Here is a 15155-nt window from a genome sequence, read left to right as displayed (position 1 = left end):
AGTTCAGTATTAGCGCGAAGATTTCCGCTGGGCAAGGGCGATGACCGACGCCCGTGCCCAAGGCTTCCCCCACGTCGCTCTTCCCCTGCCCCGCGGCTTGCCCCAATGATCCTGGCAAAGAAAAAGCCGGGGAGGCTGGAATGCGGTGGATCCTGCGCGGGATCGGCGGACTGTTGGCGCTCGCGGTGCTGGCGGTCGTGGCCCTGATCGTCATCGACCGGGCCAGCCTGCCCGAGGCGCCCAGCAAGGCCGCGCTGATCGCCGCCGGCGAACGCTATGACGTCCGCATCCGGCGCGACGAATGGGGCGTGCCGCACATCCTGGGCAAGACCGACGCCGACGCGGCCTATGGCCTGGGCTTCGCCCAGAGCGAGGACGATTTCGCCACCCTGCGCGACGTGACCCTGGCCACCCGGGGCGTGCTGGCCCGCACCAAGGGCGCCTCGGCCGCCCCGACCGACTATGTGGTCTCGCTGCTGAACGTCTGGCCGACGGTCAACGCCAATTACGACAAGCTGCCGGTCGAGCTGCGCGCCGTGCTGCAGGCCTATGCCGACGGGGTCAATCACTACGCCGCCCTGCATCCCGACGCGGTGACGCCCGGCCTGCTGCCGGTGACCGGCAAGGACATCGAGGCGGGGTTTGTCTTCAAGCAGCCGTTCTTCTACGGCCTGGACACCGAGCTGAAGGCGATCACCGCGCCGGGCGGTCCGCCCCCGCCGCCCAAGGGCTCCAACGGCCTGGCCGTGGCCCCCTCGCGCAACGCCGATGGCGCGACCCGCCTGCTGGTCAATTCGCACCAGCCCTATACCGGCGCGGTGGCCTGGTACGAGGCCGTGGTCGAGAGCGGGCAAGGCTGGCACGTGGCCGGCGGCTTCTTCCCCGGCTCGCCGTTCATGCTGCACGGCCATAACGCGACGCTGGGCTGGGCCAACACGGTGTCCAAGCCCGACCTGGTCGATATCTACAAGCTGACCATCAACCCGCAGAACAAGAACCAGTACCGGCTGGACGGCGCCTGGCGCGACTTCGAGCGCACCACCGCCACCCTGCGGGTCAAGCTGTGGGGCCCGATCGTGCTGCCGGTGCGCAAGGCGGTGCTGCGCTCGGCGCACGGCCCGGTGCTGGAGACCAAGAGCGGCGTCTTCGCCATCCGCTACGCCGGCATGGGCGAGTACCGCCAGCCGGTGCAGTACTGGAAACTGGACAGGGCCCGGAACCTGGCGGAATGGCGCGCGGCCATCGCCACCCACGCCCTGCCCAGCCTGAACTACATCTATGGCGACGCGGCCGGGAACATCGGCTTCGTCCACAACGGCCAGTATCCCAACCGCACCGCCACGGCCGACTGGTCCCATGTGCTGCCCGGCGACCGGTCGGACCTGATCTGGCAGGGCTATCGCCCGGTGGAGCAGATCCCCCAGCTGTGGAATCCCAAGTCGGGCTTCGTGTTCAATTCCAACAACACGCCGTTCGAGGCCAGCGCGGCCGAGGACAACCTCAAGTCCGCCGACTTCCCCGCCTCAATGGGTCTGCAGACCAACATGACCAACCGCGCCCTGCGGATCGGCGAGAACATCGGCGCCGACCCGGCGATCACCGACGAGAGCTTCCGCCGCTACAAGTACGACATCACCGCCAGCGAGCGTTCGGGCCTGGTGGCGATGATCGCCCAGGTTCTGGCCATGGATCCCAAGGGCGACAGGGATCTGATCGCGGCGCAGGCCATACTGAAGGGCTGGGACCGCAAGGCCGACATCCACAACCGGGGAACGGCCCTGGCCGCCCTGATGAGCCAGCCGATCCTGTTCGCCCGCACCAGCGGCGCGCCCGAGCCTGACCTGACGGAGAGCCTCAGGACCGCGATCACCACGCTGAAGACCCACTTTGGCCGGCTGGATCCGGAGTGGGGCCAGGTCAATCGCATCAGACGCGGCAAGGTGGACCTGCCCATCGACGGCATGGCCGACACCTATCGCTCGGTCTGGGGCATTCCCCAGAAGGACGGCACCCTGACGGCCGACGGCGGCGACACCTTGATCATGTTCGTCACCTGGGACCGCGACGGCGCGCTGCATTCCGACAGCATCCACCAGTTCGGCTCGGCCACCCTGGACGCCGCCTCGCCGCACTATGCCGACCAGACGCCGCTGTTCGTGGCCATGAAGACCAAGCCGGTGCTGTTCACCGAGGACCAGCTGAAGGGCCATGTGCGGGAGGATTACCGCCCGGGCGAGAGGAAGAAACCCTGACCGCCGCCCTTCCCGACCGGCGCCAGGGAAAGACGCGTGGTATTGTTCAGCTACGGTTCAGGCGCACGGCCTAGCTTGGCCACACGAAGTTCAAAGCGTGGGGAAACCAGAATGCACAAGACCATCGCCGCCATCGCCCTCGGCGCCGCCTCCCTGATCGGCGTGGCCGCCCAGGCCCAGGCGCCCAGCTGGTACGGGTCGTACGATGATCCGCCGCGCGGCTCCTACACCCGCTCGTGCCGCGAAATCACCGCCTTTGACGGCCGGGTCTGGGCCCTGTGCCAGTCCGGCGGCGGTCGCTGGTCGTGGAGCAGCGCGCGCACCAGCGACTGCCGCGGCGCCGGACTGGAAAACCGCGACGGCCGGTTGATGTGCGCGGGTGGCGGTGGCTGGAACGGCGGTGGGCCGGGCGGCGGCTGGAACGGCGGCGGGCCTGGCGGCGGCGGCGGTCGCCCCAACGGCGGCTGGCGCGCCGACATCGTGATGTTCGAGGACGCCGGCTACGAAGGGCGGGTCTATGAGGTGATCGGCGACATGCCCGATCTGGGCATGGTCAAGTTCAACGACCGCGCCTCGTCGATCAAGATCGTCCGCGGCGCCGGCGCCTGGGAAATCTGCGAGCACACCAACTATCAGGGCCGTTGCAGCCGACTGGACGCCGACCAGGCCGTCCTGCCGCGCGAATGGAACGACCAGATCAGCTCGATCCGCCGGGTCCGTTAGAAACCCGTAAGGCCCGGCGCGCTCTTGAAGCACGACGGGCCTCATGGCTAAGGTCCCGCGCCATTTGTTGGAGCTTCACCATGCGCAAGATCATCGTCCTGGCCGCCGCCGCGACCGCCCTGCTGGTTTCGGCCTGCAACACCATCGAAGGCGTGGGCCGTGACGTCTCGGCCGCCGGCCGGGCGGTCAGCACCACCGCCAAGGACGCAAAGCACTAGGCTTCAGGCGTCCTCCTCGCGGGACGTCTCCATGGCGATCGCGTTCTTTTCATGGGGCGCGATCTGACTGTCCGGCGCGTGCCGAGCCACCTGCTCGGCGCGCGACGCGGCGGGCGGACGCTCATCATCGTTGGACGGTGTCGGGAGGCCGGGTTCCGCCATGGTGGTAGCTCCGTCGCAAGTACAACCATGCAACGCAAGACGCGGCCGTCGGTTCCATTCTGCGCGCCCGCAAGAGCACGGCCTTCAGAACGGCGCCGAAAGAATACAGTGCGTTAACTACGCCAATTTTGGCAAGATCATGTTCACGTTCGCCACATTCGATACTTAGTTTTGGCGGCACTTTAGCCCGAGTTAACTAAGAGATGCGGCGCTGGGTCACCTTTTCATCGACCCCGGGGAAGCCCATATGGACGGCATGCGTAAGATTTCCGCCCCCAGTTTCCTCACCGGCCTCAAGCGTGGGGTGATGCACCGCTGCCCCAACTGCGGTGAAGGTCGCCTGTATTCGCGTTACCTGAAGGTCGATCTCGACTGCGAGGTCTGCGGCCACGACCTGGCCCACTATCCCGCCGATGACGGTCCGGCCTATTTCACGATCCTGATCATCGGCCACCTGTTCGTGGCGCCCCTGCTGTTCTTCCCGTTCATCTGGCAGGCTCCCGTGGCGCTTGTGGTGCCGCTGACCGTCATCCCGCTGGGCGCCCTGACCCTGGTGTTGCTGCCGAGGGTCAAGGGGGCGGTGATCGGGGCTTTGTGGGCCCACAAGCTGCGCAAGGCCGAGGACGCGCCCGGGGGCTGAACGGCCTTCGAGGAACCGACAAGCGGCGCCGCACATTCCCCCTTCCGACACCGCGACCCAGGCCGACGCCGGGTCGTGATCCACGGGAGAACGAAATGCTCGGCACCATCCTCATCATCATCCTGATCCTGGCCCTGATCGGCGCCCTGCCCACCTGGGGCCACAGCCGCTCGTGGGGCTATTTCCCCAGCGGCGGCCTCGGCCTGGTGCTGGTGATCCTGATCGTCCTCGTCCTGATGGGTCGACTCTAGATCGCGCGCCCCTGCCCGCCCGGATGGGCGGGCGGGGGCCGCTGACGTCTTGCCGTCGAACCCCGTTCCCCTAAGGTGCGCGCCCAAGGGCGACACAAATCAGGGCGGGATGACGGGATGACCAGCAGCGCGGAGGCGCCAGCGCCTCAACTGACGTCCCTGGCCCGCATGAAGGCCATCCTGGGCGGCTCGGCCGGCAATCTGGTCGAATGGTACGACTGGTTCGCCTACGCGGCCTTCACCCTCTATTTCGCGCCGCACTTCTTCCCCAAGGGCGACCAGACCGTCCAGCTGTTGCAGGCGGCGGCGGTGTTCTTCCTGGGCTTCGTGGCGCGGCCGATCGGCGCCTGGCTGATGGGGATGTACGCCGACCACGCCGGACGGCGCGCGGCCCTGTCGATCTCGGTGGCCCTGATGTGCGGCGGCGCCCTGATCATCGCCGTCACTCCCGACTACAAGACCATCGGCCTGTGGGCCCCGGCCATCCTGCTGATCGCCCGCGTGCTGCAGGGCCTGTCGGTGGGCGGAGAGTACGGCGCCAGCGCCACCTATATGAGCGAAATGGCCGGCAGGAGCCGGCGGGGCTTCTGGTCCAGCTTCCACTACGTGACCCTGATCGCCGGCCAGCTTCTGGCCCTGGGCGTGTTGATCGTCCTGCAACGCACCCTGTCCGAGGCCGCCCTGGCCCAGTGGGGCTGGCGCGTGCCGTTCGCGATCGGGGCCCTGCTGGCCGTGGTCGTGTTCTGGATCCGCCAGGGCCTGGACGAGAGCGTCTCGTTCCAGTCCAAGACCCAGAAGGGCGAGAGCATCAGCAAGACCCAGGGCGCCCTGGCCGCGCTGTTCCTGCTGTTGACCGTGGCCTGCGGCGTGGCGGGGGTGATGACCTGGGACTACGCCCGGCCCGCCCAGATCGCCGGCGCGGTGTTCCTGGTCCTGTTCTTCATCTCGCTGATCGTGCCGCTGGTGCGCCTGCACCCGCGCGAGAGCCTGCTGATCATGGGCCTGACGGCCGGCGGTTCGCTGACCTTCTATGTCTACACCACCTACATGCAGAAGTTCCTGGTCAACACCTCGGGCTTCAGCAAATCGGTCGCCTCGGAGATCAGCGCGCTCAGCCTGATCGCCTTCATGCTGCTGCAGCCCGTGGCCGGCTGGCTGTCGGACAGGCTGGGCCGCAAGCCGATGCTGATCATCGCCTTCGGCGGCGGGGTGGCGACCATCTGGCCGATCATGAACGGCATCGCCAACACCACCTCGACCACCACCGCCCTGGTGCTGATCCTGGTCGGGATCGCCTTCCAGTCGGCCTATACCTCGATCAGCGCCGTGGTGAAGGCCGAGCTGTTCCCCGCCCACGTCCGCGCCCTGGGCGTGGCCCTGCCCTACGCCCTGGCCAATGTGCTGTTCGGCGGCACGGCGGAGATGGCGGCCCTGGCCTTCAAGTCGAACGGCATCGAGAGCGCCTTCTACGTCTATGTGGCCGCCGTGATGTCGCTGGGCCTTCTGTGCGCCATCCTGCTGAAGGACACCGGCAAGCACAGCCGGATCGTCGAGCACTGACCCTTCCCGCGAATCCGCCTTAAGCTATGACCATGCCGATCATCGACATCATCGCCCTCGCCCTCTTCGCCTTCGCCTGGCTGTTCTATGAACCGCTGCTCAAGCGCCTGGGCGAAGGGTCAAACCTGATCAACACCGACATGACGGTGATCCGTCGCCGGTGGATGCAGGAGATGGCGGTGCGCGAGATCGCCCTGCTGGACGGCCAGCTTCTGGGCCACGCCATCAACTCGGCCAGCTTCTTCGCCTCGTCCAACCTGATCCTGATCGCGGCCGCCGCCGGCGTGCTGTTTGGCGGCGACAGCGCCTGGAAGAGCATCGAGGGCCTGGCCGTGCTGGCTCCGGCCTCGGAACTGATGTTCCAGGTCAAGCTGGGCATGGTGCTGCTGGCCCTGGCGCGCGGCCTGCTCGACTTCATCTGGGCCATCCGCCAGATGAACTACTGCCTGGCCGCCATCGGCGCGACGCCGATGTGGGCGCCGCCAGAGGTGCTGACTGAATATGCCGAAGCCGCCGGCGGGATCCTCAACCCCGCCCTGTCGGCCTTCAACGCCGGGGTGCGCGGTTACTATTTCGCGCTGGCCGCCGCCGCCTGGCTTCTGGGCCCCTGGGCCTTCATGGCCGCCACCCTGGGCGCGCTTCTGCTGCTGGTCTGGCGCCAGCGCCGCAGCCGCGCCTCGACGGCCGTGCGCAAGGTGCGTCAGATCCTGGAGCGCACGCCGGTCATGCACGGGCCCCACATGGAGCACCACAAGAAGCCGCCGCCGGTGGATACGCTCTAGAGCCCTTTCCGACCTGATAGTTTCATCAGGGTCGGGCGAAAAGGGCTCTAAATCAGAAGTTTGGAGCATTTTTCGATCCGATAACCGTTTCACACTTATCGGAAAATGCTCTAGGCGCCAGGCTTTCGACCCTAGGCCCCTACGCCCACGCCGATCGGGCAGGTCACGCCCGTGCCGCCGATACCGCAATAGCCTTGCGGGTTCTTGGCCAGGTACTGCTGGTGATAGTCCTCGGCGAAGTAGAACGGGCCGGCGGCGGCGATCTCGGTGGTGATCGAGCCCAGGCCCTTGTCGGCCAAGGCCTGCGCATAGGCCTCCCGGGAGGCCACCGCTTCGGCGGCCTGGGCGTCATTGGTCACATAGATGCCCGAGCGATACTGGGTGCCGATGTCGTTGCCCTGGCGCATGCCCTGGGTGGGATCATGGTTTTCCCAGAAGGTCTTCAGCAGGGTCTGATAGCTGACCACCCTGGGATCGAACACCACCAGCACCACCTCGGTATGACCGGTGCCGCCGCTGCAGACCTCCTGATAGGTCGGGTTGGGGGTGATCCCCGCCGCATAGCCGGCGGCGGTCACATAGACCCCCGGTACCTTCCAGAAGATCCGCTCCACGCCCCAGAAGCAGCCCATGGCGAACACGGCCGTCTCCAGGCCTTCTGGATAGGGCCCCTTCAGCGCATGGCCGTTGATGAAGTGGGTCTCGGCGGTCGGGATCGCCGTCTCGCGGCCCGGCAGGGCGCTGTCGACGGTGGGCAGATCCTGGGACTTTTTGGTCAGCAGCATGGCGGGGCCTCGGCGGGGAAAGCGTCTCAGCCGATATATGTGCTCCCGCCCGACATTTCATCCCTCATGAGCGCTTGCCCCCGAAAGCCCCATGAGTATATTGCGCGCCTTCCTGCGAAGGGGGGCCTCAACCGCTCCCGATTCACGTGCGCATGGTGAGGTGGCCGAGTGGTTGATGGCGCACGCTTGGAAAGCGTGTTTAGGTGAAAGCCTAACGAGGGTTCGAATCCCTCTCTCACCGCCACGCACCCCCGCAAATTAGCTCGCGCGACAGGCCGGTTCCCTAAGCCTGCGTTTTCGCGCGCCTAATGCCGCGGAAAGCCATTCGCGCTCCCCCAAATCCAACAGGAAGTCGGACAACGACCTGCCAGATAGGCGGCCGCGTCTCCGCCGGTTCGCGATGCGGTTGGGTTTCCCTATGATAGGGAACTGCTTAGGGAATTTTGTGATTTCAAAGCGCGTTGCGCGAAAACCGCAGCGATCGGCTGCGGATATAACACGCCAATTCAGTGCCTTAAGGCTCTTACCAGTCCAAATTCCCTAAGCTTCCAATAGGGAATTCGGAGGGGCCCTTCAGGGAACTTGCCTGGATCTCGACGCCATTTGGACCAGCATTCTTTGCTAACGCTGAGCCAGCTCTGCAAAAAGCCTGCGCTGGTCCTCCCAGGCCGCAGGAAGCGGCACCCTGATCAATGGCTGCAAGGTCAGACCGGCTGGTTGCCGCCCTTCCAGGATCTGAACCTGAAGGTCAGGCGCCAGAAATGCCAAAGGCAGAATGTTCCGATCATAGGGACTGATAGGAACCAACGAGATCATCGCCTGCTCTGGCGATGCGACGGCGCCGCCACTGGCATGCGCCAAAAGCCGATGAGCCATCTTGAGCCCGCGAATTAGAGAGCTGTCTGGTGACGGATTGCCCGTTACCTGCGAACCATCGGCAGTAACGATACGAGCAGATCCGCCACGCGCCGCAACGCGGCAGGCGATGCTGATGCGTACCAACTCTGAATCTTGATCATCCCAATCGGCGTGGTCGTCAGCCAATCGCGCGCGCAGGGTTCGCAACTGATTGGTGCGATCTCCCCCACGCGGGAAAAGCGCCTTGCGCTTTAGTAGCAGCTCGATCGCCGATGAATGAACCTCGACCCGCTCGACGGCGGCCACCAAATCTAAACCCGCACCATCATCAGCCAGCGCCAATGACCGACGAACTAGATCCTCAATCGCCGCTGCCGGGACACGCTTTGGGCCGCCAGCTCCTGCGCGTCGCCCTCCACGCTGAAGCACCGTCGAGACGTAGTAGCGATAAACTTGCCCCTTCTTGCCATGCGTGAACACCGGGCTCATGGCCTGCCCATCTGCGTCGAAGATCAATCGGCGGAGCGGCATGCTGGACACCGAACGCTGACTGGCCTTGTGTCGGCGAGCCTGGCTGGCGAGTAGCGCCTGAACCTGCTGAAAGACGACTGGATCGACGATGCCTAGGTGCTCGCCGGGATAGGCCATCTCGCGATGTACGGTTTGTCCGACGTAGGTTCTGTTCTTCAGCAGATGAAAAAGCGCCCCACGGCTAAGGCGCAAACCACCGATCTGGCGCCCCGCCTTCGTCGTCCAGACCTTTGAGCGAATGGCCTGGTCGTCGAGCCATCGCTCCAGCGCATGGACCGATCCCGTCTCCAGGTATCGTTCGAAGATCAGACGAACGGTCCGAGCCTCAGGCTCATTGACGACAAGAGCGCGACTAGCTTGACCGGTAGGGGCGTCATAGCCGAGCGGCAGGTTCCCACCCATCCACATGCCCTTGGCTTTCGAAGCCGCGATCTTGTCGCGGATACGCTCACCGGTAACCTCGCGTTCGAACTGCGCGAAGGAGAGCAAGACGTTCAACGTCAAACGACCCATGCTGGTCGTCGTGTTGAAGGCCTGAGTGACTGACACAAAGGAAACGTTCGCCTTGTCGAACGCTTCGACGATCCTGGCAAAGTCGGTCAGTGAGCGCGTGAGGCGATCGACCTTGTAAACAACCACAATATCGACCCGCCCCGCCTCAATAGCGGCGAGCAGCTTGCGCAGTCCAGGACGGTCCATCGTACCGCCCGAAAACCCGCCATCGTCGTAGATTTCCGTCAGAGCCGACCATCCTTCACCCGCCTGGCTAAGGACGTAGGCCTCACAAGATTCTCGCTGAGCGTGGAGACTGTTGAAGTTTTGCTCCAACCCCTCCTCGGAGGACTTACGGGTATAGATCGCGCAGCGAAGGCGTGGTGATGGCGCACGCGAGACGCTCAACTCGCCGTCTCCTCTCGCAGACCAAAGAACTTGGGGCCGTTTCTCTTCACGCCGGTGATCGCGCAAGCCACCGCCGAAAGGCTGGCATAGGTGGTTCCAGACCATACAAAGCCGTCAGCAGTGCGTTCGACCACATGGCGCTGGCCAGACCATTCGCGGATCAGCTTAGCGCCAGCTCCAAGATGATCCGCCCTTGCTGGCGCGCCCGGTGATTGGCGCAGGCGTCGACGCGTAACAACATCTAGACCACCAAATGCCTGCGCCTGAATTCGCCAAGCCAGGGCAAGGCGGAGGAGTTCGGCAGACCGGACCGTTGGCGGCGCTCCATACCGTTGACGCCATTGCGACCTCAAACCTTCGAGGTCGAGCAACTCAAGTGCCCGAACCTCATTGGCGATGCTGACGGCATTCTGCAGCCTGTCCATGGGGTCACACTGCGGGAACGATGCGGTAGGTCCGGGTGCCTTCAACCACCTCAGAGGTCACGGCAAGTTTGCGGGTCTTCTTCAAGCTTCCTGAGATTGCACCGCGCAGCGAATGAGCCTGCCATCCAGTTTCCGCCATCAAGTCCGCGATGGTCGCGCCGCCTGGACGGCTTAGCAGAGACACGAGTTTGTCCAATTTTCCCGTAGGCGGCGCGACCTCGATGTTTGATTTCTGGTCGCTCGGCATGAAACCCTCGGGCGAGGATGCGGGGCGTCCGATTGCCGCCAGCCCCTTACTGGTAATCAGCAGCCGACTTGCTCCCTTCGCCTGAGGCAGAGAGATCATCAAGGCTTGCTTGATGAGGATAGCAGACGTGGTTTGGCTTTTAGGATCGCTGTCGATCCCAGCGCCTTCATAGTCGGCGGCGCGCGCTAGAAGGTCTAGTTGAGCTTTGGTCAGCTTAGTCATGATGTCCTCGTCGAAGACGCGACTGCCAAAACGGCGTCGCTACTGAGACGAGCCCGGCTGGCGCGGGCTAGGACGAGATGAACAATGCTTACTTGACGCAGATAGTCCAGTCCAGGAGCGTTGGAATCGACCCCCTTGCCGAATCGGCACTAACGCGTGAGGCTCATCGATAGGAGCTTCCGTCATAGGGAAGCGTCCTTGAAGGTCTCGCATGGAGGGGAGACATCGATGCTACGGCATTGATGGTCCCCTTGAAGGCCGCTCTCGACGAAAGCCCCCAAGGCTGAAACGAGGGGTACATGCGATGACTGACAACTTCATCAAAGATCAGGACCAAGGTCGCCACGCGATCCGTGACGCTATTCGCTCTAAGGACCAGAAACGGCGGTCCACACGGCGGGTCGTCGCCGATGTCGAGGCGAGGCAGGTTCAGCGTCTTAATGACCTTTTGCCCGATATTCCCAAAGTTCATCGTCCGCCGGGGGAGTTGAAGCCTGCCCGGCGTCAGGTCCGCAAACTTGCCGAAGCACAGGTCGTCAGGGTCAAAACTTCGATCGAGCAGTTCGGCTTCGTCACCCCGATCCTGATCGACAAGAATGACCACATCGTCGATGGCCACATTCGTCACGAAGCCGCGCGACGGCTGGGCTTGGCGACCATCCCTTGTTTGGTGGTCGATCACCTGACGCCGGTTCAGCTCGCTGCGCTGAAGATCGCGATTAACCGGACGGCCGAGACCGGGACCTGGGATATCGAGATCCTGGAAATCGAACTGGAAGAGATCAAGCTTGAAGGTCTGCCCTTGGAAGTGATGGGGTTTACGACCCCTGAGCTCGACGGCCTGCTGATGACTGACGACGAGCCGTTTGAGCCCGAAGTCGAACCGCCGCCGACCGACGCGCAGGCCGTGAGCCGTGCGGGCGACTCTTGGCGTCTTGGTCCCCACCGGCTGATCTGCGGGGATGCCCGTAAGCCTGAGGTCTATTCGGCCTTGATGGGCTCGGAGCAGGCCAGGCTCGTTCTGACCGATGAGCCCTACAACGTGCCGATTAGCGGCCACGTGAGTTCTGGCAGTCATCGCGAGTTCAAAATGGCCGCCGGCGAGATGAATCTCGAAGAATTCGAGGCCTTCAATCGCGACTGGATGAAGGCCAGTTATGCGACTCTGCAAGATGGGGGGCTTTTCGGGACCTTCATCGATTGGCGCAGCGTTGAACTGGTGATCCGGGTGGCCCTTACGCTTGGCATGAGCCTGATCAATCTGATCGTCTGGGCCAAAACCAACGGCGGGATGGGTTCGCTGTGGCGTTCCCAGCATGAGCTGTTGCCGATGTTCAAGAAGGGCCAAGCGCCTCACATCAACAACGTCGAGCTGGGCAAGCACGGCCGGTATCGTTCCAATCTGTGGACCTATCCGGGGGCCAACGTGCTGGGCTCTGATGCTAGCAGCAGGCTTGCTGATCATCCCACGCCCAAACCTGTCGCGATGCTTGAAGATGCCCTCCGCGACATCACCCAGCCCAACGATATCGTGGTCGATCCCTTTCTTGGGTCGGGCTCGATGCTGATCGCGGCCGAACGCACCGGTCGCCGTTGCCGCGGCATCGAGCTAGATCCGCTCTATGTCGATCTGGCCGTGCGTCGCTGGCAGGAGATGACGGGCAAGATTGCGATGCTGGAAGACACCGGCTTTTCTTTTGAAGAGACCGCGGCTGACCGTTGCCAGCTCGCCCATGCCACGCCCGACGAGGGGGACCGCTAATGAGCGACACCCGCGATTACGAAGTCGGCTACAAGAAGCCGCCGAAGCACAGCCAGTTTAAGCCCGGAGAGTCTGGTCGCAGCCGTACGCGAGATCAGAATTTTCGGGAGGTCAATAAATTACCTCGGACCCTGAACGAACTGGTTCGCGAAGTAGCTCGGAAACCTGTCAAGGTTAAAGAGGGTGATACTGTTCGCAATGCTCACCTACCTACCCTTATGATCGAGCGAATTCTGAAGGAAGCGCTGAGTGGCAAGCACCCTCGGTTGATCCAAGTAGCATTCGATCTTTTGAAAGATGCCGAAGCTTTTGGGGATCGCCCTATGACTGATGACGAACTTGTTCGTACCTTGACCCGCGAAGAAATTAACCAGATTGACGAAATTCGCGGACTTCTTAGTGGCTACTCCGAGCTTGAAGATCACAGCTCTACCGAGCCGGACAGGTAGGAATTCACGAACCGCAGGTCCTTAAGCCTGCGGTTCTGCCTGCTGGTTGAGCTGGGCGATATAGTCAGCGATGGCCTGAGCCCACTCTTCGGCCCGCTCCAGAAGCTTGCTAGCCGGCACATTTCGGTCACCCAAGACCACGCGCCAGCCCACAGGATTCGGAGTGTGGCGGACGACGGCGCCCGGGACTAAGGCCACTAGGCGGTCTTGATAATGATGACTCAGGCTAATTTGATTGATCGCTTTGGCGCTCCAATGTGCGACATCAGTTCCCAGCAGCCCCTGTTGATCGATGGCTCCCAAAGCAAACTCCAGGCCATCGATGTTCCGCCATTTGATCGTCATATTGCGCTTTATGTCCGCATAGACACCCAAGGGTTCAACAAGGGCCAAAAATGCCTGCAGCCGCTCGGGCAAGGCTGGGTTCACGGACCTCAAGGTCTCGTAGAAAGCTTCCGCTGACAGGGTCGTCGGCTTGGCGCTTGATGCGGCGGGAGCAATGCGGGACGGCGCCACCGCTACACCTTCCTCAAGCCGCACTACGGCCCGCTCGATCTGAACCGTGCGCGTCACGACCTTGGGCTGGACGAAAACAGCGCCACTGCCCGGTGCGCGCCATAGCGATATCTCCACCATCGCCAGCGTGAAATGCAGCGCCATGTGTCGCTGGAGATAGTTCGCAAGTTCCTCCGCGCTTTCTTGGATGCCGTCACCGGCGATGATGATCAGGAAGCGGCCAAGGCGAAGATTTCGCGAAACGGCATCGCAAAATAGCGCTTCCCCATCCGGCTCACGATCGTCGCCACAAACAGTTTGAAAGAGATCAAGCTGGGGGTTTTTGGTAGCTAGGCGGGCCGCCCTTTGTAGGTCGTTGTACGTCCACGCCGAGAGGTCCTTGGCATAGTCGAGTACCTGGCCAATCACCTCACGGCGGGCCTCGCCGTTGCGCCACAGCTTGGCTTCAACGACCACGATCCCGCCATCGGGCGTCATCAACAAATTGTCGGCAAAGCCTGATGGCACCGGCAATTCAACACAGATCGGCCTTAGCGGCGTCAAAGCCGGCTCGATCTGCTCAACCGGTAACAGGGTCGGGTTTCGCTGGATCAGCATCTGCAGCCACAGCTCATTGTAGTCCGATGGCTGTGACCTGGATGTAAGGGGCAGGCGTTCAAGCGCTTGGCACTGCTCTTCGGCCAAGCCCATGCCCGTCACGATCAGTGGTTTTGAGTAGGCCCGCATGCGTTCTCCCCCAGGTCGTTTATGACTTATAGTCTATGGGCCAAAGTCAAGTCTGACCACGCCATGCGCGCATGGACGTGCGCGTGCGAGTCGGCCTGAACTTGCAGGGCTTAAGACGGGAGCGAGGGCTCTCGCAGGAGGAGCTCGCCCATCGCGCCGAAGTGCATCAGACCTATTTGAGCGGGGTCGAACGCGGGCGGCGTAATGCGTCTGTTCAGATACTCGCACGGATCGCGGCGGCGCTGGACGCTGACATAGAGGACCTGACCCGCAAGCGATAAGGTCATTGCTCTGTGCGGTCGCTAGCCAACATCTCTAACGTTCGGGCTATCGCTATCCCGTCCTTGAAGCATCCACGAAGGTGCTGTCAGTATAACGCTAACAAGTCTCCGTATCGTCCGGTGATCGGGCCATTTGCGGAGACCAGGCTTGAAACCGCTCTCGTTTAAGCGCCATCGCTTCCCGACCGAGGTCATCAAGCATGCGCTCTGGCTCTACTTTCGTTTCAGCTTGAGCCTTCGCGACGTCGAGGAGCTGCTCGCCGAGCGCAGGATCGAGGTGAGCTACGAGACCATCCGCTGCTGGACCAAGAAGTTCTGGCCGGCGATCGCCAGGCGACTGAAGCGGCTTCGCCCCTCCCCTGCTCCTCGCTGGCACCTGGACGAGATGGTGTGCAGGGTGGGCGGAAAGCGCATGTACCTATGGCGCGCCATCGACGATGAAGGCGAGGTGCTCGACCTGCTGGTCCAGCTTCGTCGAGACACCCAGGCGGCTAAGAAATTGCTAATGAGGCTGCTAGGCCGACAGCCCGTCGAGCCCAAATTGATCACCACCGACGGGCTCAGATTCTATTCGGCGGCCTTGGCGGAACTGGGTTTTGAGCACCTTCATCGGGCGGGTCGGCTCAGGGAAAACAACAGGGCGGAGAATTCTCATCTGCCCATCCGCCAGCGAGAGCGGCGAATGCAGGGCTTCAAAAGCCAGTCGTCCGCCCAGCGTTTTCTCACTACCCACGCCGCCGTCTACAACACCTTCTACACCCAACGACACCTGATTAGCCGCCCTACCCTTCGGCGCTTCCGCGCCGAGGCGCACGGCGCATGGGCGAAGGCCACGGCCTAAATCGGCCAAGTATTGGCCTTTCTC

Annotated in this window: 17 protein-coding genes and 1 tRNA gene; 12 read left to right on the top strand and 6 right to left on the bottom strand. The window is 63.1% G+C overall.

Features of this window, described 5'->3' with window-relative positions; genetic code table 11:
- Positions 1–140 precede the first annotated feature (140 nt).
- The 3 genes from ACQY9P_RS13295 (at position 141) to ACQY9P_RS13285 (ending at position 3193) form a co-directional block, all read left to right on the top strand.
- Positions 141–2252, top strand: a complete 2112-nt coding sequence (locus tag ACQY9P_RS13295; RefSeq protein ID WP_421738803.1) for an acylase — start codon at positions 141–143, stop codon at positions 2250–2252.
- 111 nt (positions 2253–2363) lie between these two features.
- Complete coding sequence (locus ACQY9P_RS13290) at positions 2364–2975, top strand: beta/gamma crystallin family protein (protein WP_421738804.1); 612 nt, start codon at positions 2364–2366, stop codon at positions 2973–2975.
- An 80-nt stretch (positions 2976–3055) separates the two neighbouring features.
- Entirely contained in the window at positions 3056–3193 is a 138-nt protein-coding gene (locus ACQY9P_RS13285) for an entericidin A/B family lipoprotein (protein ID WP_421738805.1), read from the top strand.
- Between the two features lie 3 nt (positions 3194–3196).
- Here the strand turns inward: ACQY9P_RS13285 and ACQY9P_RS13280 are convergent, their stop codons facing one another.
- Complete coding sequence (locus ACQY9P_RS13280; RefSeq protein WP_421738806.1) at positions 3197–3355, bottom strand: hypothetical protein; 159 nt, start codon at positions 3353–3355, stop codon at positions 3197–3199.
- A 256-nt stretch (positions 3356–3611) separates the two neighbouring features.
- Here ACQY9P_RS13280 and ACQY9P_RS13275 point away from each other — a divergent pair, with 256 nt between their 5' ends.
- The 4 genes from ACQY9P_RS13275 (at position 3612) to ACQY9P_RS13260 (ending at position 6588) form a co-directional block, all read left to right on the top strand.
- Positions 3612–3995: a DUF983 domain-containing protein gene (locus tag ACQY9P_RS13275; RefSeq protein ID WP_421738807.1), complete on the top strand. Its 384-nt coding sequence runs from the start codon at positions 3612–3614 to the stop codon at positions 3993–3995.
- A 95-nt stretch (positions 3996–4090) separates the two neighbouring features.
- On the top strand, positions 4091–4246 hold the full coding sequence (locus tag ACQY9P_RS13270) for a DUF3309 family protein (protein WP_421738808.1): 156 nt from the start codon (positions 4091–4093) through the stop codon (positions 4244–4246).
- A 117-nt stretch (positions 4247–4363) separates the two neighbouring features.
- Complete coding sequence (locus tag ACQY9P_RS13265; RefSeq protein ID WP_421738809.1) at positions 4364–5806, top strand: MFS transporter; 1443 nt, start codon at positions 4364–4366, stop codon at positions 5804–5806.
- 32 nt (positions 5807–5838) lie between these two features.
- A complete protein-coding gene (locus ACQY9P_RS13260; protein ID WP_421740098.1) occupies positions 5839–6588 on the top strand; it encodes a DUF599 domain-containing protein in 750 nt (249 codons plus the stop codon).
- Positions 6589–6719: 131 nt separating this feature from the next.
- On the opposite strand, the gene msrA is transcribed toward ACQY9P_RS13260, so the two are convergent.
- Positions 6720–7373, bottom strand: a complete 654-nt coding sequence (msrA, locus tag ACQY9P_RS13255) for a peptide-methionine (S)-S-oxide reductase MsrA (protein ID WP_421738810.1) — start codon at positions 7371–7373, stop codon at positions 6720–6722.
- 154 nt (positions 7374–7527) lie between these two features.
- Between msrA and ACQY9P_RS13250 the strand changes: the two genes are divergently transcribed.
- A tRNA-Ser gene (locus ACQY9P_RS13250) sits at positions 7528–7617 on the top strand.
- Between the two features lie 377 nt (positions 7618–7994).
- Here the strand turns inward: ACQY9P_RS13250 and ACQY9P_RS13245 are convergent.
- From ACQY9P_RS13245 to ACQY9P_RS13235, 3 genes are read right to left on the bottom strand one after another with little or no spacing between them, the layout of a single operon-like run.
- Positions 7995–9662, bottom strand: a complete 1668-nt coding sequence (locus tag ACQY9P_RS13245) for a recombinase family protein (RefSeq protein WP_421738811.1) — start codon at positions 9660–9662, stop codon at positions 7995–7997.
- Positions 9659–10087 (bottom strand): DUF2924 domain-containing protein, encoded by a 429-nt coding sequence (locus ACQY9P_RS13240; protein ID WP_421738812.1) that lies wholly within the window; start codon positions 10085–10087, stop codon positions 9659–9661. The genes ACQY9P_RS13245 and ACQY9P_RS13240 overlap by 4 nt, the downstream gene beginning before the upstream one ends.
- A gap of 4 nt (positions 10088–10091) precedes the next feature.
- On the bottom strand, positions 10092–10556 hold the full coding sequence (locus ACQY9P_RS13235) for a DUF3489 domain-containing protein (RefSeq protein WP_421738813.1): 465 nt from the start codon (positions 10554–10556) through the stop codon (positions 10092–10094).
- 304 nt (positions 10557–10860) lie between these two features.
- On the opposite strand from ACQY9P_RS13235, the gene ACQY9P_RS13230 reads away from it, so the two are divergent.
- Together ACQY9P_RS13230 and ACQY9P_RS13225 are read left to right on the top strand one after the other, a co-directional pair.
- Positions 10861–12318: a site-specific DNA-methyltransferase gene (locus ACQY9P_RS13230; RefSeq protein WP_421738814.1), complete on the top strand. Its 1458-nt coding sequence runs from the start codon at positions 10861–10863 to the stop codon at positions 12316–12318.
- The gene (locus ACQY9P_RS13225; RefSeq protein ID WP_421738815.1) at positions 12318–12767 is read left to right on the top strand and encodes a DUF5681 domain-containing protein; all 450 of its coding nucleotides are present in this window, start codon (positions 12318–12320) and stop codon (positions 12765–12767) included. The genes ACQY9P_RS13230 and ACQY9P_RS13225 overlap by 1 nt, the downstream gene beginning before the upstream one ends.
- 21 nt (positions 12768–12788) lie before the next feature.
- Here ACQY9P_RS13225 and ACQY9P_RS13220 read toward each other — a convergent pair whose 3' ends face one another.
- A complete protein-coding gene (locus ACQY9P_RS13220; protein ID WP_421738816.1) occupies positions 12789–14009 on the bottom strand; it encodes a hypothetical protein in 1221 nt (406 codons plus the stop codon).
- 71 nt (positions 14010–14080) lie between these two features.
- Between ACQY9P_RS13220 and ACQY9P_RS13215 the strand changes: the two genes are divergently transcribed.
- Positions 14081–14290, top strand: coding sequence for a helix-turn-helix domain-containing protein (locus ACQY9P_RS13215; protein WP_421738817.1), 210 nt, complete (start codon positions 14081–14083; stop codon positions 14288–14290).
- A gap of 148 nt (positions 14291–14438) precedes the next feature.
- Entirely contained in the window at positions 14439–15131 is a 693-nt protein-coding gene (locus ACQY9P_RS13210; RefSeq protein WP_421738818.1) for an IS6 family transposase, read from the top strand.
- Positions 15132–15155: the final 24 nt, after the last annotated feature.

This window comes from Caulobacter sp., from assembly GCF_965279145.1.
In the GTDB taxonomy this organism is placed as follows: Bacteria; Pseudomonadota; Alphaproteobacteria; order Caulobacterales; family Caulobacteraceae; genus Caulobacter.
This window is presented reverse-complemented; position numbering and strand designations above follow the sequence as displayed.